The sequence below is a fragment of the Gryllotalpicola protaetiae genome (genome assembly GCF_003627055.1).
In the GTDB taxonomy this organism is placed as follows: Bacteria; Actinomycetota; Actinomycetes; order Actinomycetales; family Microbacteriaceae; genus Gryllotalpicola; species Gryllotalpicola protaetiae.
This window is the reverse complement of record NZ_CP032624.1, coordinates 322,426-345,802: the sequence shown is the minus strand read 5'-3', so window position 1 is coordinate 345,802 and position 23,377 is coordinate 322,426. Positions and strand designations below refer to the sequence as shown.

Here is a 23,377-nt window from a genome sequence, read left to right as displayed (position 1 = left end):
TCCGCGACGACGCACAACGGGCGGCGGTCAATGCCCGGCAGGAGATCGAAGACCCATGACTACGGAACCCACCGGCACCGAGCCTCCCCAGGCCAACGCGGCGAGCGCCCAAGACGAATTCGCTCCCATCACCACCCAGGAGCAGTTCGAGCGGGCCCTCTCCGACCGGCTCAAGCGGGAGCGGGCGAAGTTCGCCGACTACGACGACCTGAAGACCCGCGCTGCGCGCTGGGACGAGGTCGAGGCGGCGAACAAGACCGAGCTGGAGAAGGCGCAGGACCGCATCCGCGAGCTGGAGTCAGCCCGCAACGAGGATGCCTCCGAGCGGACCCGGCTCAACGTCATCGCCACCCTCGGCATCCCGCCCGAGTACCACGACCTGATCACCGGGCAGGACGAGGCGGAGATGACGAAGCGGGCGCGGCAGGTGCGCGAACTGCTCGAGGCGAAGGCCGCAGCGCCCGACCCGAACGGGCGCCGCCTCGTGGTTCCAAGCCAGGGCCGGACTCCTGAAAAGGCACTCAACGGATCCGGTCTCGAGGACGCGATCAAGCGCGCTGTCGGGGCCGCATAGCTCAGAAGGAGACCCCCATGACCGACCAGATCAGCGACGTCGTCGGCACCGGCGACTTCGCCGGATTCCTGCCCCCGACGCTCGCGCAACCCTACTTCGATGAGGCGCTGCGGGCATCGGTGGTGCAGCCCCTGTCCCGCCAGATCACCCTCGGCCCGAACGGCGTCGCCATCCCGGTGACGACCACGAAGCCCACCGCGGCGTGGGTTTCTGAAGGCGGCCAGAAGCCCGTCACCCGCGGCGGCCAGGCGCTCGTCACCGTCGAGCCGAAGAAGCTCGCGGCGATCGCCGTCGTCTCCGCCGAGGTGGTGCGCGCCAACCCCGGCGGCTACGTCACCAACCTGCGCCCGCAGATCGGTGAAGCCTTCGCCATCGCGTTCGACCAGGCCGCCCTCTACGGCACGAATTCGCCGTTCACGAGTGCCGAGAACCCGAACTACGTGGCCGCGACGGACAAGACCGTCACCCTCGGCAGCGCGGCGCCCGGGGCCGGTGGGCTCTTCACCGACCTCAATGCCGGCCTCTCGCTCCTCGTCAACGACAAGAAGCGCCTGACCGGCTTCGCGTTCGACTCGATCGCCGAGCCGATCTTCAACACCGCCGTCGACACCACGGGCCGCCCGCTGTTCATCGACTCGCCCACCATCGAGACTGCCGCCACCGTCACGGCCGGCCGCCTCCTCGGGCGCCCCGCCTTCATCGGCGACGGCGTCGCCGAGGACGAGACGGTCGGCTTCGGCGGCGACTGGACCAAGACCGTCTGGGGCACGGTCGGCGGCATCAGCTACGACGTCTCCACCCAGGCGACAGTCACGATCGACGGCGAGCTGACCAGCCTCTGGGAGCACAACCTGGTCGCGATCCGGGTGGAGGCCGAGTTCGGCTGGCTCTGCTACGACGTCGACGCTTTCGTCAAGTACAACGAGGCGGCCGGCGGCGACAACGGCGACACGGAGTAGGCCTAGCCATGCCTCGCGTAACACACCCCGGGGGAACCACGGCGGTCGTGTCCGACGCGCTGGCGGCGAAGCTCGCGGCCAAGGGGTGGCAGGTCGAGAATCCTGCCGCCCCCGCGGCGAGCAAGCCGCCGGCGAAGCGGCGCCCGAAACCGAAGCCTGCCCCCGATGAGACGGTCCCGCCGGAGCCCGGCGACATCGAGTAGGGGGTCCCATGGCCGAGTCATGGACGACCCCGGCAGACGTCATCGACTCCTGGGTCGGCGGCGAGGCGCCCGACAACCCGAACCTCGTACAGGTCTGGATCGACCGCGCCGAGAGGTACCTGCGTGCACGGATCCCCAACCTCGAGGACCGCATCACCTCGGGCGATGAGCCCGACCTGCTCGACTCCGTCAAGGATGTCGTCGCGGCAATGGTCGGACGGGTCTTCCGCAACCCGGACGGCGTCCGGCAGGAGACCACCACTGCGGGGCCGTACTCAGAGAACCGCACCTACGGAGGAGAGCTGCCTGGCTCCCTCTTCCTCACCGACAGCGAGCTGGGGCAGCTGCTCCTAGGAGCCCGCTTCCCCGGCCAGGCCTTCGAGATCGACCCGCTCGAGCACTACGCCGGGCCGCCCTGGCACCCAGCGCACGGGAGCTGGTGGTGGCCGTGATCGGCGAGACGGTACGAGTGCAGGTCACGACCCCCTCCGGGGTCCGTGACGAGTTCAATCGCGAGGTCTACCTCACCGAGGAGTTCGCCGTCCCCGATGTGCTCATCGGCCCGACCGACTCGCAGAACGTCGCAGACGGCGACCGGGAGGGCGTCGAGTCCCGCTTCACACTGCACTTCCCGAGGGGAGTAAACGTGCCCGCGCACGCGCGGGTGCAGGTGCGCGGCGAATGGCTCGACGTCCTCGGCACCCCTGCCTCATACATCCTGGCGAACACCCCCGGCAGGTGGTCGACGCCCGTCCGCGTGGGGGTGGTCCATGGCTAGCTGGCTCCGGGTCAAGATGAACTCCGCCGGTGCCGCGCGCCTCCTCAACGGCGACGAGGCCGCCGCCTGGCTCGGCGGTATCGCTGAGCGAATGGCAGCGGCAGCCTCCTCGGAGAGCGGCACCACGTACCGCGGGGACGGGCAGAAGGGGCGGCGCCGCGCGCGCGGACTCGTCGGCACCACCGACTTCGAGTCCCGGCTCGACAACGCACGGACCAACCGCCTGCTGAAGAGCCTGGGCCGGGGGTGAGCCATGCCCATCGAAGCGATCGCCTACCCGGTGATCGAGGCGGAGCTGATCGCCTTCTACAACGCCGCATCCTCAGCGCTCGGCTGGGGTTGCGAGGCCTTCGAGTCCCCACCGCGGGCGCGACCCAAGGTCTTCATCACGGTGCAGCGCGTCGGCGGGGAGACCACCGGGGTCTTCACCGACGTGCCGCTCGTCGCGGTGCAGGTCTGGGCCACGACCATGGCAGCCGCCGCACAACTCGCCCGCCTCGTCCGCGCCCAGACCTACCGGCTCCCGGAGCAAGTGCCGGACATCGCCCGCGTCGACATCCAGGCGCTTACCCAGTTCCCCGACCCCGACGCAGAGGTGCCCCGCTACCAGTTTGCGGTGCAGCTCACCACTACGGGCCGGGCCGTCTGAGACCCCACAGGGACATGCCGATCATCAGGAAGGAACACGCCCATGGCTAACAGTGTCGAGAACGTGTTCATCGGTAAGCCCGGTGGGGGCATCTCCGTCGCCCCGCTCGGGGGCACGGTACCGACGAACGCCACCGACGCCCTCCCGAGCGGCTTCGATCCGCTCGGCTACATCTCCGAGGACGGCTACACCAACACGGTCGACTCGGACACCGACACCCTCGGCGCCTGGGGCGGAGATGTCGTCGCCACCCTCTTCAACGGGGACACCGAGACCTTCACCTTCACCGCGATCGAGATCAACCCGGTCGTCCTCAAGCAGGTCTACGGCCCGAGCAACGTGACGGTCGTCGGCGACACCATCACGGCGCTGCACAACTCGATCCCGCGCCCGCACGCTAGCTGGGTCTTCGAGACCCTCTACAACGGGCGCGTGAAGCGCGACGTGGTGCCGGACGGCCAGATTACGGACATCGGCGACATCGTCAACCAGGACGGCGACGCGGTGGGCTTCGAGATCACGGTCACCGCCTACCCCGACGCTGACGGGAACCGCGCCTACACCTACATCGCCAAGGTCGAGGCCGAGCCCGAGTCGCTCGCCGCCCCCGCCGCCGAGCCGGAGCCCGAGCAGGCCGCTGCGTGATGAGCCCGGGGGCGGGGTTGCGATCTTGGCATGTCCCGCCCCGCCCCCGGCCCCACCCCTGGACATGCCGAAGGGACATGCAAAATGACCACAGATTCGCCCGACATCATCGTCGTGCCCGACTACGAGCCATCCGGCAAGACCGTCCGGGTGCGCCTGCCCGGCATGCCGAAGCCGGTGACCATCCCCGACTCCGACGACGTCGTCAACCTCGAGATGCTGGACGGCTTCCAGGCCGGCAACTTCAAACCGCTGGTAAACATCTTCCCGCCTGAGGCGCAGGCCGCCTTCCGGGCCCTGCGGCCCAAGCAGATCGCCGCGTTCATCGACGGATGGACCGGTGGCCAGGGAAAATCGGTCAGCTCGCCTACGTCCTAGCGCACCACCGGACGCAGGTCGAAGCCGAGCTGATCCGCAACGGGATCCGGCTGCGCTGGATGGGCACGCCCCAGGTGAGCTGGCGCGACGTGTGGGCGCTTACGGTCACCTGCGATCCGCAGTCGCCGCTGGGCCTCGCGCTCAGCCCCGACAACGTCTGGGGCCTGCGCGAGCAGCTCCTGGCGGCGGCAGTTGACGCGCTGCGCCTGCTCTGGTGGGCGCAGACCGCCGATGCCGAGAAGAACAGGAACAGGCCCAAGCCGATCCCGCGTCCCGGCGTGAAGAAGGCCGGGCGCACCACGAGGGGCCAGGCGATGCCGCTCGAGGAGCTGAAGCGGCAGCTCGCGCTGCCGCGCAGCCCCATCGACTCCTAGAGGGGGTGACTCGTGGCGATCGAGATTGCCTCCGCGTTCGTCACCATCGTCCCCTCGCTGAAGGGCGCGGCGGCCTCGATCAACTCGCAGCTCACCGCGGGCATCGACACCAGCGCGATCGGGCAGAAGATCGGCTCCGGCGTCGGCCAGTCCGCGGCGGCCAGCATCGCCGCCCAGTTCAGCCAGGCCGGCAAGGCGATGCAGCAGGTCGGTGGCAAGCTCACCAGCGCCATCACGAAGCCGGCGATGCTGGCCGCGACTGCGGTCGGCGGCATCTTCTCGGTCGGCGGCTGGAACCGGCTGGTCGCCATCGACCAGGCGCAGGCAAAGCTCGAGGGCCTCGGCCACTCAGTCGACTCCGTCAAGGCGATCATGGCCGATGCCCTCGCCTCCGTGAAGGGCACGGCGTTCGGCCTCGGCGACGCCGCCTCCCTCGCCGCCTCCGCCGTCGCCGCTGGCATCAAGCCTGGCCAGGACCTGCAGCGCACCCTGAAGCTCACCGCCGACACCGCCGCCATCGCCGGGACCTCCTTGGGCGACATGGGGCTCATCGTCAACAGCGTCGCCGCCCGCAACCGGCTGATGGGCGACGACCTCATGCAGCTCCAGTCGCGCGGCATCCCGGTGCTGCAGTTCCTCGCCGACCAGTACGGCGTCACTGCCGCCGCAGCCAGCGAGATGGTGTCCTCCGGCCAGGTCGACTTCGCCACCTTCCAGGCGGCCATGGAGTCCGGCCTCGGCGGTGCCGCCCTCAAGATGGGCAACTCCTTCACCGGCGCGATGCAGAACGTCTGGGCCGCGGTCGGGCGCGTCGGCGCCGCGTTCCTCGACGCGGGCGGCACCGGGGGAGGGTTCTTCTCACGGCTCAAGCCGCTGCTCGGGGAGTTCACCGGCGGCCTCGACGCGCTCGAGCCCATCGCCGCCCGAGTCGGCGAAAAGGTTGGTGCCGCCTTCGCGAACATCATCACGAAGGTTCAGCAGGTCATCGGCTGGTGGCAGTCCCTCGACGCAGGCACCCGCGGCCTGGTCCTCAAGGTCGGCGGCGCGATCGCCGGGATCGCTGTCGCCGCCGGGCCGGTCCTCACCATCGCCGGCAAGCTGACCTCAGGCATCGGCTCCATCGTCAATATCGCCGGGCAGCTCGGCGCAGCCTTCGGTGGGGCAGGCGGCGCGGCCGGCGCGCTCGGCAAGGTACTTACCATCGCCACCGGCCCGGTTGGGCTCATCGTCGCGGCGATCGGCACGCTCATTGCCGTCTCGCCCGAGCTGCGCGGCGCCCTCATGGACGCCTTCGGCACGATCCTGCCGATCATCGTGAGCCTGGCGAAGGCCCTGATCCCGGTCATCCAGCAGCTCGCATCCTCGCTCCTGCCGGTCCTTCAGATCATCGGGCGCGCCGTCGCCCAGGTGATCTCGCAAATCGTCCCGATCATCGCGATGCTCGCCCAGCAGCTCGCCCCGATCATCACCCAGATCGCTGGGATGATCGGGCCCCTGGTCGCCGCGCTCATGCCCGTCATCACCCAGATCGTGAACGCACTGCTCGGCATCCTGCTCCCTGCGATCTCGGCGATCCTGCCCGTCGTCAAGGCGGTAATCGGCGCCGTGATCCCGGTCATCCAGGCGCTCGTGACGATCATCCAGGGCGTCGTCAACATCATCGTCGGCCTCCTCACCGGCAACTGGGCGCAGGTGTGGAAGGGCATGGGGCAGGTCGTCTCAGGCGCCGTCAACCTCGTCGTCTCCGTGATCACCGGCCTCTGGAGCATCACCAAGGCAGCCTTCACCGGCGGCCTCGCCCTCATCGCCGCCCTGTGGAACGGTGCCTGGAGCGCCATCGCCGGGTTCTTCTCGGCGATCGGGTCCACCATCGCCTCGCTCGCTACCGGCCTCGCGAACGGCGTGCGCTCCGCGATCTCGGGCGCCCTGTCCTGGCTCGGTTCCGCCTGGTCCTCGGCCTGGAGCGGGCTCACCGGCGCCGTCTCGGGCGCGGTGACCGCGGTCGGGCGGGCCGTCACCGGCATCCCAGGCGCGATCAAGGGCGCGCTCGCAGACGCCGGATCCTGGCTCGTCGGGGTCGGCAAGGACATCATCAACGGCCTGATCAACGGGATCGCGTCGATGGTCGGTGCCGCGGTGCAGAAGGTAAAGGACCTGGCCGGGTCCATCGTCAATGGCGCCAAGGCTGCCCTCGGCATCGGCTCGCCCTCGAGGGTCTTCGCGCGCGAGGTCGGTGCGATGATCCCCGCCGGCGCGGCCCTCGGCGTTACCGCCAACGCCGACGACTTCCGCAACGCCGTGGACGACATGGCCTCCTACGTGCCTGGCTGGTCGGCGTCGAGCGCGCGCCTTGGAGCGGGCGCCGGCTCCGCCCTGCCCGAGCAGGTGACGCTCGTGGACGCGTCCGGTGCGCTCCTCGCGCTGATGGACGTCCGGGTGGGCTCAGCGATGACAGCCGATGGCCGGGTGGCGGCGAACGGGGCGCGCAGATGGTAGAAACCACGATCCTGCCGACCCCTGACCCGCAAGTGCGCATCACGTTCTACGCCGCCGACCTCGACCCGGCAACCGCGCAGATCACCCTTTACCGGACGGTCGACGGGGTGCGCACCACGGTACGGTCAGGGCTGCGCGCGCTCGCGCTCGGCGGCTGGACCGGCGTCGACTGGGAAGCCCCGCTAGGTCCGGTGACTTACCAGGCGGCCATGGTCGATGCCGCCGGTAACGCACTCGGCGACACGGCGCCCCTGGTGGCCGTCATCCCGTCGCCGCGCCCCGACACCGCGTGGATTTCCGACCCGCTCGATGCCGGGTCTGCGGTCAAGGTGACCATGGTGCGTGGCGCTGGGCTGGCGCAATCCCGGCCCGTGCAAGGCTCGCGGCTGCTGCTCGGCACGCGCGTGATCGCGCTGGCCGGGCAGCGGTCGCTGATGACCGGGCTGGCGATGCCGTTCTTCACCGACACGGATGCCGCCCGCGAAGCGGTTACCCGCCTGATCACTCAGACCGGCGGGCTGGTGCTGATCCGCACCGCCGCGCCGCACCCGCTGCCGCGGCTGCTATACGCGTGGGCGTCCGATCCGCAGCCGTCGAGCTACCGGGACCCCGCGGGCGGCTACGGCATCACGTCGTGGGCGAGCACCGTCGATGAAATCTCGGAGGTCGAAGGGCCACCGGCGATCGCCGCCGCGCCGTGGCAGGCGTATCGCGACGCGTTCCCGACGTGGGAATTCATGCGCGCGATCTACCCGGTGTGGCTCGAAGCGAAGAAGAACCCGCCGCAAGCGGGCGTCGTGCCGACTGAATAACGGGGGTGCTCGCGTGGCACTGCAAATCGACGCGTCGGCGCTGATCGCCCTAGAGAACTCGCGCTCGGGTGCCGGGTTTTTCGTCACCGCGTTCTACGGGGCGACGCAGACCGTCCCCGGCCCGGCATTCCCCGACATCGACCGGGTGCCGATCACGACCGATGGTCAGCTGACGTTCGACGTGTCGGGGCAGATTCAGGCATCCGGGTCGGTGTTCCTCGCCCGCGACACCGGCGGCGAATCGCTGGTCCCCAAGTCGATGACCGACCCGCTGGCGCCGTTCGGGCAGGAGCTGCGCATCGACTACGTGGTGTCCCAGGGGGGAGCCAGCTGGCGGGTTCCGCTTGGCATCTACCGGATCAACGAAGTGCCGCGCGCGCAGGAATACTTCCGCCGGTACCCGGCCGCGGCGCGCATCATCGGATGGTCTGCGGAACTCGCGCTGGTCGACCGGTTCGACCTGATCCGCGCCGCGTCGTTCCTGGGCGTGACCGCGCCGGCCGCGGGCAACACGGTGTTGCAGGAGGTGGCGAACCTCACCACCGCCGCCGGGGTGACATGCGCATGGCCGGCGTGGCTGCAAGACAGTGCGATCCCGTCCGGGGTCACGTACGAAGGCGACCGTCTCGACGCCATCTCGCAGCTGCTCGCATCTCTCAACTGCGACCCCGGCATGACCCGGCAAGGGTCGGTGACTGCCATCCGCCGCGACCGATGGACTTCCGCGACCCGCGACGACGCCGATATCGAAATCGACGGGGTGCTGTCGTTCGCCGATGGCCTGTCGGCGAACATCTACAACACCGTCGTGGTGACCAACCCCAATGAGACGTTGCCCCCCGGCATTGCGCAGATCACGGACCCGGCGAACCCGCTGCGGGTAGACGGGCCGCTCGGGGCGCGGGTTTACACCAACTCAAACCCGCTGATGGACACCACGGCGAAGTTGCAGGCGGCGGCACAGACGATCCTCGCCCGCGTCTCGCAGCTGGGATCGAAAACCATCGAAGTGCAGGCACCGCCGCGCCCGGATGCCGAATTGGGCGACCTCGTGTGGGCGCGCGACACGCTCTCGGGCCGGGAGGTCATCGGCCAGTTGCGATCGTTCACGGTGCCGATGGACCCCACCGCCGCGTGGACCTACAACCTTGACGGGGCGGAGCTGCTGGGATGACGACCACCGGGCAAGTCGTGGCCGGCATGGGCGATGCCCCGGGGTCGCGCGTCGGCCGTGGCACCTGCCAATCGGTCAACTGGGCGGCAGGCGCCGCCGTAGTGAATTTCGCCGGGAAGAACGTTGCCATGCCGATGGTCGGCACGGCGCCCGTTCCCGGCCAGGAATGCATGGTGGGGCTGTGGGCGGGCCATCCCGTGTGCCTCGGCCCGCTCGCTCACCCGAGCCTCGGCGTGGTCGCCGGTGCCCCCTCAAACGGGCGAATCCCGATCACCGGCGACGACGGCGTGACTTACCTTGCCGCCTACGACCCGAACGTAGCGTCCTGGACCGCCGGGCAGCGCGTCGCCCTGATGTGGGCGGGCGGCGCAGGCGGCGGCCCGGTCGTCGCTGTGAAGCTCTCAGCCGACCCGGCACCCCCGCCGGTCGACCCTGGGCCGCCCGACATCGGCGGCGGGGCGGCCACCCGCGACCTGTTCTTCGATGCCGCCTGGTCGGGCTCGCAGAACGGGTCGGGCAACACCGGGAACGGCAACTTCTGGACCGATCTTGTCTATGCGGGGTCTAGCACGCTCGGCGGCTACGGCTACGGGACGGCCATCGGCGACACCATCCCCGACGGGGCGTCGATCCAACAGGTTGAGATCTTCCTCGACGCGCGGCAGGCGCTCTATTCCGGCCCGAACATCGGCCTGCACACGCTGATCAACCGGCAAGGGGTCCTCACCGTCGACCAGGCGGTGACCGTCGCGCTCGGCAGCGGGTGGCGCGGCCTGCCCGCCGGGTTCGGCGACCAGCTCAAGACCGGTGCGCGACGCGGCATCGGATTCGCGCACGGCGGCTACTCGATCTTCAACCCCGCCGGGGTCAACCAGTCCGGGCGGCTGCACGTCCGGGCGACATGGTGAAAGGCGGACCATCATGGCACTGACGCAGATCAGCGCGGGATGGCAGGACATCCCCAATTCCGCGCCCATGCTCGGCAACGATCAGATCGGCGACGCCGCCCGGTACGCCGAGAAGATCGGCACGATGGTCGCCGACGCCCCGGGCGATCTGCCCGCGTCGGGCAACTGGCCCGGCCGGCGCATCTACGTGATCAGCTGGGGCCGACCGGCGACGTGGACCGGGAACGCGTGGGTGCTGGAACCGATGGAAGCCGACCTACCGCTACCGCCCGCCGCGTCGGGGTGGACATTCGGCGCCGACACGTTGTTCTCCGTCACCGGTCGGCGGGTGCGCGGCTCCGTGCTGATATCGCGCAACGTCGCGATCGTCGCCGGTGCCGCGATGTGGACCTTTCCGGTCGGCCAACGCCCCACATACACGCACACGTTCAGCGGCCATCTCGTGACGGGCGCCTCGCCGGGCATGTGCTGGGTTGTCGTCAACACCGACGGCACGGTGGTCGTCGGCGCGTACCTGACCAACTCGACCGCCACGACGATGCGCGTCGAAGTCGATTTCATCCGCTCGGGGTTCTAGCGCCCCTGTAACGCGTCGTCCCATGCCCGCCGTTGTGCGGGTTTTTTCATGCCCGAAAGGGGGCAAACTCGATGGCACCTGGACCGTGGGGCGGATACCGGAACGGCGAAATCCCCGTAAGCGCGATGGTTAGCGTTCGCGGCGAGCTGTTCCACCCCGCCGCCGCCGCCGCGTTGCAGCATCTCGAAAACCAATTCGCCGCCCAATTCGGCAGCGAATTCATCATCACGTCCGGTTACCGACCCCTCGGGTCGCCATCTGATCCGCCGAACTCGACCGGGCGCACCCAATGGGGGTCGTGGAACTGGTATCGCAAATACGGCAGCCCGCTCGCCGCGATCCCCGGCAAATCGAACCACGGGTGGGGACTCGCCGCTGATCTTGGGTCGGGCATCGACACGGCCGGCACCCCGCAACACCGTTGGATCGCCGCGAATGCCCCCGCGACCGGTTGGGTCACCGGCCGGGTTGCAGGCGAACCCTGGCACGTCGAATACGACGGCAGCCTCACCGCACCGCCCACTACCGAGATTCCGGAAGGCATTGCCATGTCATTCAGCATCGTCCCCGCCGCCGACAAAGACGGCGGCATCTGGCTGGTTCCACTCAACGGAGGCCACCGCGTCCGCATCGGCGATCCTTACCACGTCGAACTGCTGCAACGCCTCAAAGCAAACACCGGTTCGGATCAGATGCTGCTTGCGGAGGTCGACATCGCCCTTAGCTACATCACGGCGGCGCACTCGTGACCGCGCCCCTGCCCCCGGCCGCACCGCCGGTCTCCAACAACATCACGACGATCGCGTATTGGGTCGCATTCGGTGCCGCCGCGGTCGCGCTCGCGCTCGACGGCATCGCCCCTCTGTGGTGGCCGTCGATCGCCGACAAGCTCACCGAGACCGTCGCCGTGATCGTGGAGGCTATTGTGCTGATCGCCGCTGGCCTCGGCGCGGTCATCTCGCCGCTAGGCAGACGCTCGCGCTGACCATGCCCCCGCATACCGATTGCCGGTATGCGGGGGCCTCTTTTCGTATGCCTACGAGTGGACCCCGGCCTTGAGGCTTGCGTTGCGGATACGCCCGACGAGTTCTTCCCGCGGACAGCGCGCTGCGAGTCCTGATTCCGGGCTCGACTTAATCGAACACGTCTCCTAGCGTTAACGGATCCAGATTCGTAACTACTTTCGGAGGCGCATCGTGACGATGACTGCCCGCGTGGCCGAGCGGGTCAACCTGCTGCTCGAGAATGGGAGACCCGCGCGGTTCTTCTGGCGTGAACGATGGACCGTCACCGCCGCAACCCCGGACGGGTTCGAGTTCCTCGGCAATGACGTGCGTGTGGTCGGGTGGCGGGTGAGAGCGCAGACCGAGGACCGCAGCGACACTGGCGAATTCGAACTCGCGCGAGACCCTGCCGCGGGCGGGTGGGTGCTCGATTCCGTCACCTACGCATGACCGAAGAGCTCGATGTCGACAAGTCCGCCCGCGACCCGGACAAGGCCGTCGAGATCGCGTTGCAACCGGCCCCGATCTCCCTGTCCACCGACGAGATCAATGCGAAAGCAGACCCGGTGAAGCCAGCCAATGGGCGAGACGGGATCGCTGTGCATGCCTGGGTGCATTTCGCGACCAGCCAGGGCCCGCGCTCGGTGCGCTTGCGATGCATGGTCACCGCGTACAACAGTCGAGCGGTGCAGGTCGAGGGGCGCATAGGCATTTACCCGTGGCGGGCATGGCTGTGGGCGAACGCCGTGACCCGCGTCGGCAGTCCGAAGTAGCATCGCCGCATGTGCGCAAGCTACGGTCTTGGCGGGGGCAGCCACGAGGGTGACCCGCCGCCGATCCTCCCGGCACTGAACGACAAGGTACTGCTCACGGTCGACTGGGGCGCGCCCGTGGCGCCGAGCCCCGGCGTGCTCGAGGCGTTCTACGGCAAGCGCACCCTCACCGGGCGCAAGGAGAGGAAGCTCAACGGCATCTACCGCGTCAACGGCGACAAACTGATCGCAGACACGGCATGGTTCAAGCTCTGGATGGGCGGCAAGTTCCCGACCGGCAACACGTTCAACGCCCGCTCCGACACACTCGCGACGAAATGGCGCGGGTACTTCAAAGCCTCCCGTGCCCTCGTGCCCGCCGACTGGTTCAACGAGAAGGGCAACGACTACACGACCGCATCGGGCGAGCCTTTCATGATCGCCGCCGTCTACAACCGTGTGCACGACGAATTCGACAACCCACTGACGAGCTACGCCCTCGTGACCCGCGACGCAGCCGGGGCCGTGGCAGACAGCCACGACCGCATGCCGTTGATCCTCCCGCCCGACCTTTGGCGGACGTGGCTCGACCCCCACGAGCCCGGCACCCGCGAACTTGCCGAGGCGGCAGTCGCCGCATCCGATGAACTCTCGAACGGTATACGGCTCCTGACCCGCCCCGAGCCGCAGACCGCCTGAACCCGGAGACCGACACATGCCAATCGACCCTGACGGCATCCGCCGCGCTTCCCTCGACTACCTCGCCGCAGACGGCCTATTCGACAGAGACCGCGCCCTGCAGGCCATGGCCTCGCTCGGCATCGCTATGGGCGACCGCGACACCGACACGAACGACAACGCCGAGCTTGTGGAACGGATCAACGACGCCATCGCCTCCCTGGAAGTCGCCCGCGAAAACGGCGACTCGATCGATGAGCTGATCGACCACCTGATCGACTACGCAACCCGGTACGAGAACGAACGCACCGACTAGAGCCCGTCGCCGACATCCTCGGGCGCAACCGCGATCCCGCCCGACTCGCGCCACCGCGGAGCGCTCCCTCACAGGGCGGCCGGCTTCCCTGCCGAGGGCTGGCTCAGCGTAGCCGCCTATCATGTATCTATGGGACGCATCAAGGACACGAAGACTGCCTTCATGGCCGGCCTGGCCCAACACGCCTGGGACGAAGGTCGCGTCGTATTCACGCCCTTCTTCAATATGCCGATGACCCAGCCCGGAATCTCGAGCGACGTCGAGGACTGGGCCCTAATGATCGAGGGCATCCTCTCGGTTGGCTGGAAGCTCCACACCTGGCAGGTCTCAGCGGACGCCAAGGGGCGGCCTCAAGCGACACCGCTATTCGTTCGACCCGTCTGAGGCGAGACCCAGGAAGGGCCGCCTAGGTCTCCATTTGGTCTCCACTTTGGGGCGGTATGTAGGGGTATATGACGGTATGGCGCTCAAATAAACCCCCGGTCAACATACCTTTACATACCCCCTCACCCCCTAGAAAGCCGTCCAGTGGGTTCAGGGTTCAAGTCCCTGGGGGTGCACCACGAAGAGATCCCCCTGATCGGAAGCAATTCCTGATCGGGGGGATTTTGTTTCATGGCGGACGGTCAGTTGTGGCTTATCGGCAAGAACGTGTGGATGGGTTCGGGTGTGTCAGCCGTGTCCTGCCCAGCCGGTGCGTTGCCAGAGGCCTTCGTTTGCGTCGAGGCCGGTGTCGTAGAGAGCGGGCAGGTTGAGGTCGTCGTGGGCTTCGGGCTCGTCGTCGGGTGTGGGTGCCGGCTCGGGCTCGATGAGCTGGTGGGCGCTGGTGATGGGGATCTCGTGGAGGGTGAGGAACCATTCGGCGGCGCGTTTCATGTGCTCCTCGGTCATGCCGCGGTGGGTGCGCAGGATGTGGTGGATCTGGGAGTTGATCCCGCCTTCCAGCGGGCTGGTCGTGCGCATGTTGCCGTGCTCGAGGTAGGTGAACAGGGTTCCTGATCGGGCGAGCTTGCGCAGCAGCAGCCATGCCTTCCGCAGGCGCTCGTGGGTGAAGCCCCATTGCCCGTTGCGGAAGTAGGTGCGCTCCTTCGTGAGGTGCCCGTGTGCTCTCCACCAGGCGTCGAGATGTCTTTGCCAGTCGATCGCGTCGTCGATCTCGCGAACCTCAGAGAGCGCTTTGGCCAGGCTCAGCAGGCGTCGGCCGGCGTCGGTGCGGGGCTTCATCGTCAGGTGCTGGCGGATGTTCAGCTGCACGTGGAACAGGCAGCGCTGGATCTTCGTATTCGGCCAGATGGTGTGCACGGCGGTGGCGATGCCGGTGCCCCCGTCGCAGACCACGACCTGCGGGGCGGGGATCTGCCGCAACAGGGCCTGCCAGGCGGCGATCGACTCGCGGGCGCACCACTGCCAGGCCAGCACCTGCAGCTTGTCGGTGACGGCGATCAGCAGGCACCAGGTGCCGATCCAGACCCCGTCGATGAGCACCTGGTGATGGCCGGGCTCCACCGGACCGAGGCGCGGCTGCACATCCCAGCACCAGGCGGTGCGGTCGCGGAAGGAGCGACCGGTGCCGCGACCTACCTCGGCTTGGGAGTGCTTGCCGATCAGCCAGGTGAGGAATTCGGCCAGCTCGTGACGGCGCTTCACGTCGTCGCGGCGGCGCACGCTCGAGGACCCGCACTCGGGACATCGCCACCGTTGCGTGCCGGCCCTCGTCTTCCCGTTCTTCACCAGCCGCGAGCCGCATATCAGACAGACGGTCGAATTCGAGGCGTTCGGCACGACTAAGCATGCCGGGGTATGACCGCCCCTCTTTTGCCGCGCAATCCCGCGGCAAACTCATCAGCTCATCCACACGTTTCTGCCGATAACCCTCAGTTGTTCTTGGTTCGAGTCCAGGTACCCCAGCACTGAGATCGTTGAGTTTCCGCCTCTAAGCAGGCAACTCCGAACTTCTTCCGTATCCGCCATTTCGGTGCAAGTGACCGCTTTGGTGACCAGATTGCTTTCGTTCCGCTGGTTGAGCGAGCGAAGCGAGTCGAAACCACGGTCCCGTGCGGATCGATACCGGGCAACGCTGGTGCACCTGTTCGCCATGGAACCCGCGCCCGCCCTCCCCGTCTTCCTCACCCAGCGCGAGGTCGCCGAGGCGCTGCGCCTGCCCGAGCGCACGCTGGAGGACTGGCGGCAAACCCGGCAGGGACCGCCCTACGTCAAGCTCGGCCATCACGTCCGCTATGAGCAGGCGGAACTGCTGGCCTGGGTGCGGGAGCGACGACATGGCTAGGCGCCGCCTCGCTGCCGGCGAGCTCGGCGGCATCCAGGTCACCCTGCTCGCGAACGGCACCTGGCGAGCCCGAGCGCGCACGCGCGACGATGCAGGTGAACTCCACCAGCTGCGCGCCGTCGCCAACACCGAGGACGAGGCTCGCGCTGAGATCACCCGCCGCGCCGTGAACTTGAGCAGCTCCGGATACCTCGGGCTGACTGCATCCGACACGGTCGCGGATGCCTGCACGGCCTGGCTCGCTCAAGTGCGCGTACGCGCTCAAGCTGGCGCGCTCAGCTTCTCCACCTACGAGTCCTACGAGCAAACGGCACGGCTACTGCTCGTGCCGCGTTGCGGCGGCATCGCCCTCGGCGCGCTGACCGTCGGGCGCTGCGACCGGATCATCCAGGCCGCCTTCCTGGAACAGTCCCTCTCAGCTGCTCGCCGCATTCGCTCGGTGCTCGGGCTGGTGTGCGGCTACGCGGTGCGCGACGACGCGATCCCGTTCAACCCGGTGCGCGACGTGCAACGCTTGCCGTTGCCGGAGAAGAAGACCACGGTGCTCACCGCGCCGCAGATCGCGGCCATCCGCGAGCTGATGGAGCACTGGCGCGAAGACAGCGGCATGGGCCCGCGGCCGAACTACCGCGCGCTCATCGACGGCATGGACATCATGCTCGGCACCTCCGCGCGCGTCGGGGAGTGCATCGGCTTGCGCCGCTGCGATGTCGACATGACCACGAACCCTCCCACGCTGCTCATCGACGGCACGATCACGCAGACCCGCGAGCTGGGCGTGCGGCGCAAGAACGCGCCGAAGCGCACGAGGCAGCGCCGTAGGATCGCCCTGCCGAGCATGGCTGCAACCGCTGTGCGCCGCCGGCTTGCGTTGGCGGAGCGCGGCGCCGAGGCGCTGCTGTTCCCAACCGCGACCGGGTTGCCGATGAGCGTGAGCAATTACGAGCGGCTGTTGCGTTCCTTTGTCGACGACAACCGCGAGGCGCTCACTGCACTCGGTGTCGATCCGGGCCGCTACTCCACGCACATCTACCGGCGAACGGTCGCAACCCTCGTCGAACAGGCCGCGGGCATCACGCTCGCCTCCCGCCTGCTCGGTCACGCGAATGAGCAGATCACCCGCGCCAGCTACGTCGTCTCCGCCGAGCAGGTCGATCCGATCACCGTTGACATCCTTGATGCGGTGCTGGGCGGGTGATGAATGAGCTCGGACTGTCACTTATATCCGTAGTTTGTTACTATGTCTCAAAATAAGGAGTTGAATGACAGTGACGCGATCGATTCCCACGTCGATAGCTCCCGTCCTCGAGCAGCTCGAACTCGACGGCGACGTCATCGTGACGGTTGATCGTCTCGCCGAGGTATTGCGTGAGACGGGCGTCAAGGACGAGCCGAGGCAGCTCGCCTACGAGCTGCAGCGCGCGGGGTGGCTCGGGTCGCTGCGCACGCGCGGCGCCTGGGAGTTCCTGCCGGCCGCACGCGGCGGCGCGATCAGTTCCGGCGACCGATTCCTGGAGTTCCGCGCCCAGCGCGAGCTCGATCCGGCGTGGCCGGGCGTGCTCGCGATGGAGTCCGCGGCCGGGGTACTCGGGCTTGCGCAGCGGCTGCCCGAGCGGGAGGTCGTGTCGCTTCCGTCGCGGATTGAGCCCCCCAAGGCGTTCGCGGGGCAGTGGCGCGCGGTCACGCTCGTGCTGCCGGGTGAAGCTCAGACGACCGTCGACCGGTTGCCGACGTGGAATCTCGACGGGCTCGTCGCCGGGATCGCGGGCAGGCCGGCCGCCTACCGCGACCTGCCGGGCCTGGGTCAGTGGCTCCCGGATGCGGCGGCCCGCGTCGATCCGGAGCTGCTCATCCGGCTGCTCGCCGGGCTGCCCTCGACCGCGAGCCAGCGGGCGGCATACCTGCTCGCCGCCGGCGGGAACGCGGAGGCCAGCGTGGCGATCCTCCGTCGCTTCCCGCCGCGCAGTGTCGCGCGGATCGGCCCGCGGCAGGCAGGCGGCCGATTCAATGCCGCCACCCAGGTCAGTGACACCGCCCTGTACCGCTATCTCGCCGTCGGGACTGGCGCATGAGCCGCATCACCGAAGGACACCTCGTTCGCCACTACCAGGGAGCCAAGGGAGGAAGGGACGCCGCCCTGCTCGACATTGCGCAAGACCACGCGCTCTGGCACCTACACCAGCTCGGTCTGTTCGAACGCGGGCTGACCTTCAAGGGCGGCACCGCGTTGCGCAAGTTCCGCGCCGGGAACTCGGGCCGCTTCTCCACCGATCTCGACTTCGCCGCGCCCGATGAGGCGGTCGCCCTCGCCGTGCTCGAGGCGCTCGACGGTGCGAAGATCGACGATTTCACCTTCGCGCTGGCGAACCTCGGTGATGACGGGCGCCGCGCCGATCTGACCATCGGCACCCCGTTCGACTCTCCCCGGCTCGGTGCCAAGGTCGAGCTTGCCCGCCATGCCCTCGCTTTGGACCCCGAATTGCTCGCGCCTGTGCCCCTCCCCATCCATGCCCGCTACGACATCGAACTGCCAGTGCTGCCGGTCGTGCGCACAGAGGAGGCCATCGCCGAGAAACTCGCACGCTACCGACGCGTGCCGTTGGCCAGAGACCTCTACGACCTGTACTGGTACGCAGGCGCCGGAGCGTTCGACGAGGCGCTCGTGCGCAGGCTCTGGGTGCTCAAGGTCTACCGCGACATCGTGGTCGACGGCCGCGGCGGAAAGCCGATCGACCCGGGCGATGTGCTGGGCGCATGGACCGCCGCAGAGTTCCGCGCGGAGGACATCGGCTACCTCACCAGGCCGGTGCGCCTGGATGAGTGGCTCAGCACGGTGCGCGCTCGCTATGCCTTTCTCGCCGAACTCAACGCAGACGAACGACGATGGGCAGAAGGAAATGCTCGCCACCTCGGCGAGGTCACGGTCGAGCTCGCGCCGACCGAGCCGCCACGCTGACCGGGTGCGGGCAAGCCGGGGTCAGGAAAGGCGTCGCTCAGCTCGCGAGGGCGCGCGCCTTCACCGCGGCAAGGTCCCGCTCCAGGCGCTCCAGAGCGACGCGGAGATCGTCGCCTTCATGACTGGCAAGCCCGTCGAGGATGAACCCGCGGGCGAGCGTCGAGACGGACACACCGTTCGATGCAGCCAATACCTGGAGCGCTTCAAGGGTCTCCGGTGGGACGCGCAGTGTCAGCAGGGGCGACGGCCCGCGGTTTGGCTTCGTCCACTCGCCCTCGGGAACACCGTCGCGGTACTCGGCGGTGTCGGCATCGAGCTCAGCGCGGATCGCGTCGCGCGCTTCGTCGGGAATCCGATCGTCCATCCTTCTCGCTTTCTTTCATAGAGCTTCCGGTGCGCCTCGTTGGCCGGCCATCCGTTGCCGCCATAAAGCCGGCCCTCGTGTCTCACGACGATGACGACTAGCAACACCTAGCCGCGGGTGCTGCTCCAACCGGCATAGCGGTCTCCGACTTTCCGGAACGGCCTGCCGGATCGGGGGAGCGCAGCGGAGCGTCCGGATCGTCGATCGTTTCCTCGGGTGTGACTCCGTGCCGCTCCCACATGTGCGCGACGGCCTCGGGGTCCCACTCGATGTCGGCCGCGTCTCAGTGTATAACGCGTGTCGTACATCGAGATGCACGGCTGCTGAGAGATCGAGAACTTCTGGGCTGCGCGCGTTGCGAAGCCTGCGGGTGCGTGCCTAGCATGACGGCACCGCCAGCTCGAGATCCGATCTCCTCGCCGTAAGCGCAGCAGGCACGGGGTTTCCGGTTCATGCCGGAGACCACGGTCCTGCCAAGTTGGCCGAACCGCAGATCCGACGGTGGTGCCACGGTGGCACCACCGTGAGCAACGGGTTTCTGTCGCCGGATTGGGCGACTTGGGCGGGGCGAGCCCGACGCGTCCATCACGAGAACTGGCGCAAACTTCCGCGGCGTCCTACAGCGTTTCCAGGCTCATCAACTGAGGTGAGCGCGGCTGCCCAAAGTTGGGTTGTCCTAGGGCTGGACAGCCGTCGATCGCGCCATCGGCGTCGCCCGCGAGGCATGCGCTCAGGCTGTCCTCCGAGGCTCCAAAGGCTTCGTCGTAACGGTCTTTCTGGGCTGCCACGCCTCTTGCAGATCGAGGATCGGGCACAACGGCGCACCTGATCTGCAAGAAGCGTGGTGGTTATGGCGAGCATGTTCCGCGATGCGAGCGTGGTGCGTCACCCGTTCCAGGGATAGAACCCTTTTCGCATGTCGAGGACGATAGAGACCGAGTCAAACCGGATTTAACCGATCGTGAGCCGATAGCTTGGGCATGGTTGCAGCACATAGGTCTTTGAGGAGGGCGCTGTCATGGTCGAGCCTTGGGTGTCGGCCGAAGAGATCGCATCTCACCTCGGGGTCACCAAGGAAACGGTCTATGTTTGGATCGCTGAGAAGGGCATGCCTGCCCACAAGATCGGTCGCCTCTGGAAATTCCAGGTCAGCGAGGTCGACGAATGGGTTCGCGGCACCAGCGATGGCTCACCAGAGACGGGCCGGTGAGCGACTGCCATGCGCATCATCGACAACCTCAATGAGTTCCTCGGCGACGATCTGAAGGCGTCGATCAAGCCAGGCTCGAAGCTGCGGATCGCGGCAAGCACCTTTTCGATCTTCGCGTTCGAGGCGCTCAAGCATGAGCTTCAGTCGATCGACGAGCTGGAGTTCATCTTCACCGCGCCGTCATTCACGACGATGAAGGCGACCGACAAGCCCGCTCCGGAGAAACGCCAGTTCTTCATCCCGAACGACAAGGACCGAGACGCCGCGCTGTACGGCACGGAGTTCGAGATCCGCCTGCGCAACAAGCTGACCCAGCGCGCAATCGCGCGGGAGTGCGCGGAATGGGTGCGACAGAAGGTCACCTTCCGATCGAACCACACGGGCGCGCCGATGCAGCAGTTTGCGATCGTCGATGACGCTGCCTTGTACGCGCCCCTCCAGGGCTTCACGACCGCTGACCTCGGGTATGAGCGCGGGCCTGCGGTGTCGAATATGGTGCACAAGATCGACGACGCCCCGTTCACCCAGCAGTACATCCAGACTTTCGACCAGATCTGGCACGACCCCGAACGCCTCGACGACGTGACCGAGGCGGTGCGTGAGCACATCGCGAGCGTGTACGCGGAGAACTCACCGCAGCGCGTGTACTTTCTGATCCTCTACAACCTGTTCAGCGAGTTCCTCGACGACATCAACGAGGATGTGCTGCCCAACGACCTGACCGGCTACCAGGAGACCGAGGTCTGGAAGGCGCTCTACAACTTCCAGAAGGATGCCGCGACCGGCGTCATCAACAAGCTGGAGACCTACAACGGCTGCATCCTCGCCGACAGCGTGGGGCTGGGCAAGACATTCACGGCGCTGGCGGTGATCAAGTACTACGAGCTGCGCAACAAGACCGTGCTCGTGCTCGCGCCGAAGAAGCTCGCCGACAACTGGACGAACTACAACTCGAACTACACGACGAACATCTTCGCGAAGGACCGCTTCAACTACGACGTGCTCGCACACACCGACCTGTCGCGCGATGGCGGCGAGTCGCTGGGCAAGCGACTGGACCTGATCAACTGGGGCAACTACGACCTGGTCGTGATCGATGAGTCGCACAACTTCCGTAACGCCGACTACGTGCAGGAGCGAGAGACCCGCTATCAGCGGCTGATGCGCAAAGTCATCCGCGAGGGCGTAAAGACCAAGGTGCTGATGCTGTCGGCGACGCCGGTGAACAACCGGTTCAACGACCTGCGCAACCAGCTTGCCCTCGCCTACGAGGGCGAGTCAGCGCAGCTCCAGGCGAAGCTGAACATCTCGACGACGATCGAAGAGGTGTTCCGGCAGGCGCAGCGAGTCTTCAACGAGTGGAGCGACCTGCCGCCGGAAGACAGAACGACCGAGGCGATCCTGGCACGGCTGGACTTCGACTTCTTCGAACTCTTGGATGCGGTGACCATCGCGCGCTCCCGCAAGCACATCCAAGCGTTCTACGACACCACCGACATCGGCGCGTTCCCAGAGCGGATGAAGCCCGTCTCAGTGCGCCCGCCGCTGACCGACCTGTCTGACGCGCCGACCTTCAATGAGATTTTCGAGCAGCTCCAGCTGCTCACCTTGGCGGTTTACACGCCGCTGGTGTATGTGCTCCCGAGTCGTCGCGACAAGTATGAGCAGCTTTACGGGGCCGGCGCGGGCACGAACTACATGGGCGGGCAGACATCTAACCTCGGCGCGGCCAGTCGTGAGCAGGGCATCCGCAAGCTCATGACGGTCAACCTGCTCAAGCGCCTTGAGTCCAGCATCGAGGCGTTTCGGCTTACGCTGAATCGTCTGGAATTCACCGTCGCCGAGGCGATCGAGGCCGTAGACAACCACGAGGCGAACATTGCCGACATCGTTTCCGCGTTCACCGACATCGATGCCGAGGACGACGACTTCGAGTTCCCCACCAGCGGCACCGTCGGCAAAAAGATGCCGATCGATCTGGCCGACGTCGACGTCGAGTCGTGGAACCGCGACCTGGTCAGCGATGGCAGGGTCATCCAGCAGCTCCTCGCCTCGATCAGTGGCATCACCCCCGAGCACGACTCCAAGCTCATCCGGCTGCGCGAGCTGCTCGCCGCGAAGTTCGAGCAGCCGCTGAACCCCGGTAACCGCAAGGTGCTCCTGTTTTCCGCGTTCGCCGACACAGCCGAGTACCTCTACAAGAACCTCGCCCCGGCACTCAAGCAGCACGGCTACGACAGCGCGCTCGTGACCGGGCATGGCAACCCGTCCACGACGGTCGGCAAGGGTTACGGGTTCCAGCAGACGCTCACCCTCTTCTCGCCGCGGTCCAAGCAGCGGCACCTGGTCATGCCGAAGGAGACAGCCGAGGTTGACGTGCTCATCGGCACCGACTGCATCAGCGAGGGCCAGAACCTCCAGGACTGCGACTACCTCGTCAACTACGACATCCACTGGAACCCGGTGCGGATCATCCAGCGCTTCGGCCGCATCGACCGCATCGGCTCGACCAACGAGCGAATCCAGCTCGTGAACTTCTGGCCCGATATCTCGCTGGACGAATACATCAACCTCAAGGAGCGCGTCGAGAACCGCATGGTCATCGCCGACCTCGCCGCGACCGCCGACGACAACGTGCTCACCCAGGAAGCCAGCGACGCCGCATTCCGCAAGGAACAGCTCCGCAAGCTCCAGGACGAGGTCATCGAACTCGAGGATGTCCGCACGGGCGTCTCCATCACCGACCTGGGGCTGAACGACTTCCGCATGGACCTGCTCGGCTACATCAAGGAGTACGGCGATCTGGCCGGCACCGCAAAGGGATTGCACGCCGTCGTTCCCGCCCAGCCCGAGAAGGGCCTCAAGCCGGGCGCGCTGTTCGTGCTGCGCAACATCAACGCCGACGAGCACCTGAACCGAGGTAACCGGCTGCACCCGCACTACCTCGTCTATCTCGACGACCAGGGCCAGGTCATCGCCGACCACACCGAAGTCAAGCACCTGCTCGACGTCATCCGCGCCGGATGCCGCAACCGGGACGAGCCTGCCTGGGAGGTGTGCCGCGTCTTCAACGCCGCCACGCGCGACGGCGCGGACATGGGTCAGTACAGCCGCCTGCTCACCGACGCGATCCGCTCCATGATCGACGTCAACGAGGAACGCGACGTCGACAGCCTCTTCAGCCCCGGCCACACCACCGCGCTCGTGCAGACCATCGCGGGGCTCGACGACTTCGAGCTGATCGCCTTCCTCGCCATCGTCGAGGAGCCCGCCGATGACTGAA

Annotated in this window: 30 protein-coding genes; 28 read left to right on the top strand and 2 right to left on the bottom strand. The window is 67.3% G+C overall.

Going from position 1 to position 23,377, the window contains the following annotated elements:
* Window positions 1-55 precede the first annotated feature (55 nt).
* The 22 genes from D7I44_RS01715 (at window position 56) to D7I44_RS01615 (ending at window position 13,661) form a co-directional block, all read left to right on the top strand.
* A complete protein-coding gene (locus tag D7I44_RS01715) occupies window positions 56-574 on the top strand; it encodes a capsid assembly scaffolding protein Gp46 family protein (RefSeq protein WP_120787908.1) in 519 nt (172 codons plus the stop codon).
* Between the two features lie 17 nt (window positions 575-591).
* Entirely contained in the window at window positions 592-1,533 is a 942-nt protein-coding gene (locus D7I44_RS01710) for a phage major capsid protein (protein WP_120787907.1), read from the top strand.
* Between the two features lie 8 nt (window positions 1,534-1,541).
* On the top strand, window positions 1,542-1,736 hold the full coding sequence (locus tag D7I44_RS17980; protein WP_162939999.1) for a DUF7302 family protein: 195 nt from the start codon (window positions 1,542-1,544) through the stop codon (window positions 1,734-1,736).
* A gap of 8 nt (window positions 1,737-1,744) precedes the next feature.
* Complete coding sequence (locus D7I44_RS01705; protein WP_120787906.1) at window positions 1,745-2,188, top strand: Gp19/Gp15/Gp42 family protein; 444 nt, start codon at window positions 1,745-1,747, stop codon at window positions 2,186-2,188.
* Window positions 2,179-2,514 (top strand): hypothetical protein, encoded by a 336-nt coding sequence (locus D7I44_RS01700; RefSeq protein ID WP_120787905.1) that lies wholly within the window; start codon window positions 2,179-2,181, stop codon window positions 2,512-2,514. The genes D7I44_RS01705 and D7I44_RS01700 overlap by 10 nt, the downstream gene beginning before the upstream one ends.
* Complete coding sequence (locus D7I44_RS01695) at window positions 2,507-2,764, top strand: hypothetical protein (protein ID WP_162939998.1); 258 nt, start codon at window positions 2,507-2,509, stop codon at window positions 2,762-2,764. The genes D7I44_RS01700 and D7I44_RS01695 overlap by 8 nt, the downstream gene beginning before the upstream one ends.
* Window positions 2,765-2,767: 3 nt before the next feature.
* Window positions 2,768-3,163: a hypothetical protein gene (locus tag D7I44_RS01690; RefSeq protein ID WP_120787903.1), complete on the top strand. Its 396-nt coding sequence runs from the start codon at window positions 2,768-2,770 to the stop codon at window positions 3,161-3,163.
* A 42-nt stretch (window positions 3,164-3,205) separates the two neighbouring features.
* Complete coding sequence (locus D7I44_RS01685) at window positions 3,206-3,808, top strand: phage tail tube protein (RefSeq protein ID WP_181445591.1); 603 nt, start codon at window positions 3,206-3,208, stop codon at window positions 3,806-3,808.
* An 84-nt stretch (window positions 3,809-3,892) separates the two neighbouring features.
* Window positions 3,893-4,186: a hypothetical protein gene (locus tag D7I44_RS01680; protein ID WP_120787902.1), complete on the top strand. Its 294-nt coding sequence runs from the start codon at window positions 3,893-3,895 to the stop codon at window positions 4,184-4,186.
* Window positions 4,141-4,560: a DUF5361 domain-containing protein gene (locus D7I44_RS01675; RefSeq protein WP_162939997.1), complete on the top strand. Its 420-nt coding sequence runs from the start codon at window positions 4,141-4,143 to the stop codon at window positions 4,558-4,560. Before D7I44_RS01680 ends, D7I44_RS01675 begins: the two co-directional genes overlap by 46 nt.
* A 12-nt stretch (window positions 4,561-4,572) precedes the next feature.
* Window positions 4,573-7,056 (top strand): phage tail protein, encoded by a 2,484-nt coding sequence (locus D7I44_RS01670; RefSeq protein WP_120787900.1) that lies wholly within the window; start codon window positions 4,573-4,575, stop codon window positions 7,054-7,056.
* Window positions 7,050-7,868, top strand: coding sequence for a hypothetical protein (locus D7I44_RS01665; protein ID WP_162939996.1), 819 nt, complete (start codon window positions 7,050-7,052; stop codon window positions 7,866-7,868). Before D7I44_RS01670 ends, D7I44_RS01665 begins: the two co-directional genes overlap by 7 nt.
* A gap of 13 nt (window positions 7,869-7,881) precedes the next feature.
* Window positions 7,882-9,042: a hypothetical protein gene (locus D7I44_RS01660; RefSeq protein WP_120787898.1), complete on the top strand. Its 1,161-nt coding sequence runs from the start codon at window positions 7,882-7,884 to the stop codon at window positions 9,040-9,042.
* Window positions 9,039-9,950 (top strand): hypothetical protein, encoded by a 912-nt coding sequence (locus D7I44_RS01655; RefSeq protein WP_120787897.1) that lies wholly within the window; start codon window positions 9,039-9,041, stop codon window positions 9,948-9,950. The genes D7I44_RS01660 and D7I44_RS01655 overlap by 4 nt, the downstream gene beginning before the upstream one ends.
* Before the next feature lie 13 nt (window positions 9,951-9,963).
* The gene (locus D7I44_RS01650) at window positions 9,964-10,527 is read left to right on the top strand and encodes a hypothetical protein (protein ID WP_120787896.1); all 564 of its coding nucleotides are present in this window, start codon (window positions 9,964-9,966) and stop codon (window positions 10,525-10,527) included.
* 125 nt (window positions 10,528-10,652) lie between these two features.
* A complete protein-coding gene (locus tag D7I44_RS01645; protein ID WP_162939995.1) occupies window positions 10,653-11,276 on the top strand; it encodes a M15 family metallopeptidase in 624 nt (207 codons plus the stop codon).
* Window positions 11,273-11,512 (top strand): hypothetical protein, encoded by a 240-nt coding sequence (locus D7I44_RS01640; RefSeq protein WP_120787894.1) that lies wholly within the window; start codon window positions 11,273-11,275, stop codon window positions 11,510-11,512. Before D7I44_RS01645 ends, D7I44_RS01640 begins: the two co-directional genes overlap by 4 nt.
* Window positions 11,513-11,723: 211 nt before the next feature.
* The gene (locus tag D7I44_RS01635) at window positions 11,724-11,981 is read left to right on the top strand and encodes a hypothetical protein (RefSeq protein ID WP_120787893.1); all 258 of its coding nucleotides are present in this window, start codon (window positions 11,724-11,726) and stop codon (window positions 11,979-11,981) included.
* Window positions 11,978-12,304 (top strand): hypothetical protein, encoded by a 327-nt coding sequence (locus D7I44_RS01630; protein ID WP_120787892.1) that lies wholly within the window; start codon window positions 11,978-11,980, stop codon window positions 12,302-12,304. The genes D7I44_RS01635 and D7I44_RS01630 overlap by 4 nt, the downstream gene beginning before the upstream one ends.
* A gap of 9 nt (window positions 12,305-12,313) precedes the next feature.
* Complete coding sequence (locus tag D7I44_RS01625) at window positions 12,314-12,982, top strand: SOS response-associated peptidase family protein (protein ID WP_120787891.1); 669 nt, start codon at window positions 12,314-12,316, stop codon at window positions 12,980-12,982.
* Between the two features lie 16 nt (window positions 12,983-12,998).
* Window positions 12,999-13,277 (top strand): hypothetical protein, encoded by a 279-nt coding sequence (locus tag D7I44_RS01620; protein ID WP_120787890.1) that lies wholly within the window; start codon window positions 12,999-13,001, stop codon window positions 13,275-13,277.
* A 129-nt stretch (window positions 13,278-13,406) separates the two neighbouring features.
* Window positions 13,407-13,661, top strand: coding sequence for a hypothetical protein (locus tag D7I44_RS01615; protein WP_120787889.1), 255 nt, complete (start codon window positions 13,407-13,409; stop codon window positions 13,659-13,661).
* 288 nt (window positions 13,662-13,949) lie between these two features.
* On the opposite strand, the gene D7I44_RS01610 is transcribed toward D7I44_RS01615, so the two are convergent.
* The gene (locus tag D7I44_RS01610; protein ID WP_162939994.1) at window positions 13,950-15,008 is read right to left on the bottom strand and encodes an IS1249 family transposase; all 1,059 of its coding nucleotides are present in this window, start codon (window positions 15,006-15,008) and stop codon (window positions 13,950-13,952) included.
* Between the two features lie 349 nt (window positions 15,009-15,357).
* On the opposite strand from D7I44_RS01610, the gene D7I44_RS01605 reads away from it, so the two are divergent.
* The 4 genes from D7I44_RS01605 (at window position 15,358) to D7I44_RS01590 (ending at window position 18,520) form a co-directional block, all read left to right on the top strand.
* Complete coding sequence (locus tag D7I44_RS01605; protein WP_245979895.1) at window positions 15,358-15,564, top strand: helix-turn-helix transcriptional regulator; 207 nt, start codon at window positions 15,358-15,360, stop codon at window positions 15,562-15,564.
* A 166-nt stretch (window positions 15,565-15,730) separates the two neighbouring features.
* On the top strand, window positions 15,731-16,762 hold the full coding sequence (locus D7I44_RS01600) for a tyrosine-type recombinase/integrase (RefSeq protein ID WP_245979892.1): 1,032 nt from the start codon (window positions 15,731-15,733) through the stop codon (window positions 16,760-16,762).
* A 64-nt stretch (window positions 16,763-16,826) separates the two neighbouring features.
* Window positions 16,827-17,636 carry a type IV toxin-antitoxin system AbiEi family antitoxin gene (locus D7I44_RS17975; protein ID WP_162939993.1) on the top strand — a complete coding sequence of 270 codons (810 nt, stop codon included), beginning with the start codon at window positions 16,827-16,829 and terminating at the stop codon, window positions 17,634-17,636.
* Window positions 17,633-18,520 (top strand): nucleotidyl transferase AbiEii/AbiGii toxin family protein, encoded by an 888-nt coding sequence (locus tag D7I44_RS01590; protein WP_120787885.1) that lies wholly within the window; start codon window positions 17,633-17,635, stop codon window positions 18,518-18,520. Before D7I44_RS17975 ends, D7I44_RS01590 begins: the two co-directional genes overlap by 4 nt.
* A 37-nt stretch (window positions 18,521-18,557) precedes the next feature.
* On the opposite strand, the gene D7I44_RS01585 is transcribed toward D7I44_RS01590, so the two are convergent.
* The gene (locus D7I44_RS01585; protein WP_120787884.1) at window positions 18,558-18,884 is read right to left on the bottom strand and encodes a ribbon-helix-helix protein, CopG family; all 327 of its coding nucleotides are present in this window, start codon (window positions 18,882-18,884) and stop codon (window positions 18,558-18,560) included.
* Between the two features lie 1,018 nt (window positions 18,885-19,902).
* Here D7I44_RS01585 and D7I44_RS01580 point away from each other — a divergent pair.
* Together D7I44_RS01580 and D7I44_RS01575 are read left to right on the top strand one after the other, a co-directional pair.
* Window positions 19,903-20,094, top strand: a complete 192-nt coding sequence (locus D7I44_RS01580; protein WP_120787883.1) for a helix-turn-helix domain-containing protein — start codon at window positions 19,903-19,905, stop codon at window positions 20,092-20,094.
* 9 nt (window positions 20,095-20,103) lie between these two features.
* Complete coding sequence (locus D7I44_RS01575) at window positions 20,104-23,376, top strand: helicase-related protein (RefSeq protein ID WP_120787882.1); 3,273 nt, start codon at window positions 20,104-20,106, stop codon at window positions 23,374-23,376.
* The last annotated feature ends 1 nt before the right edge of the window (window position 23,377 follow it).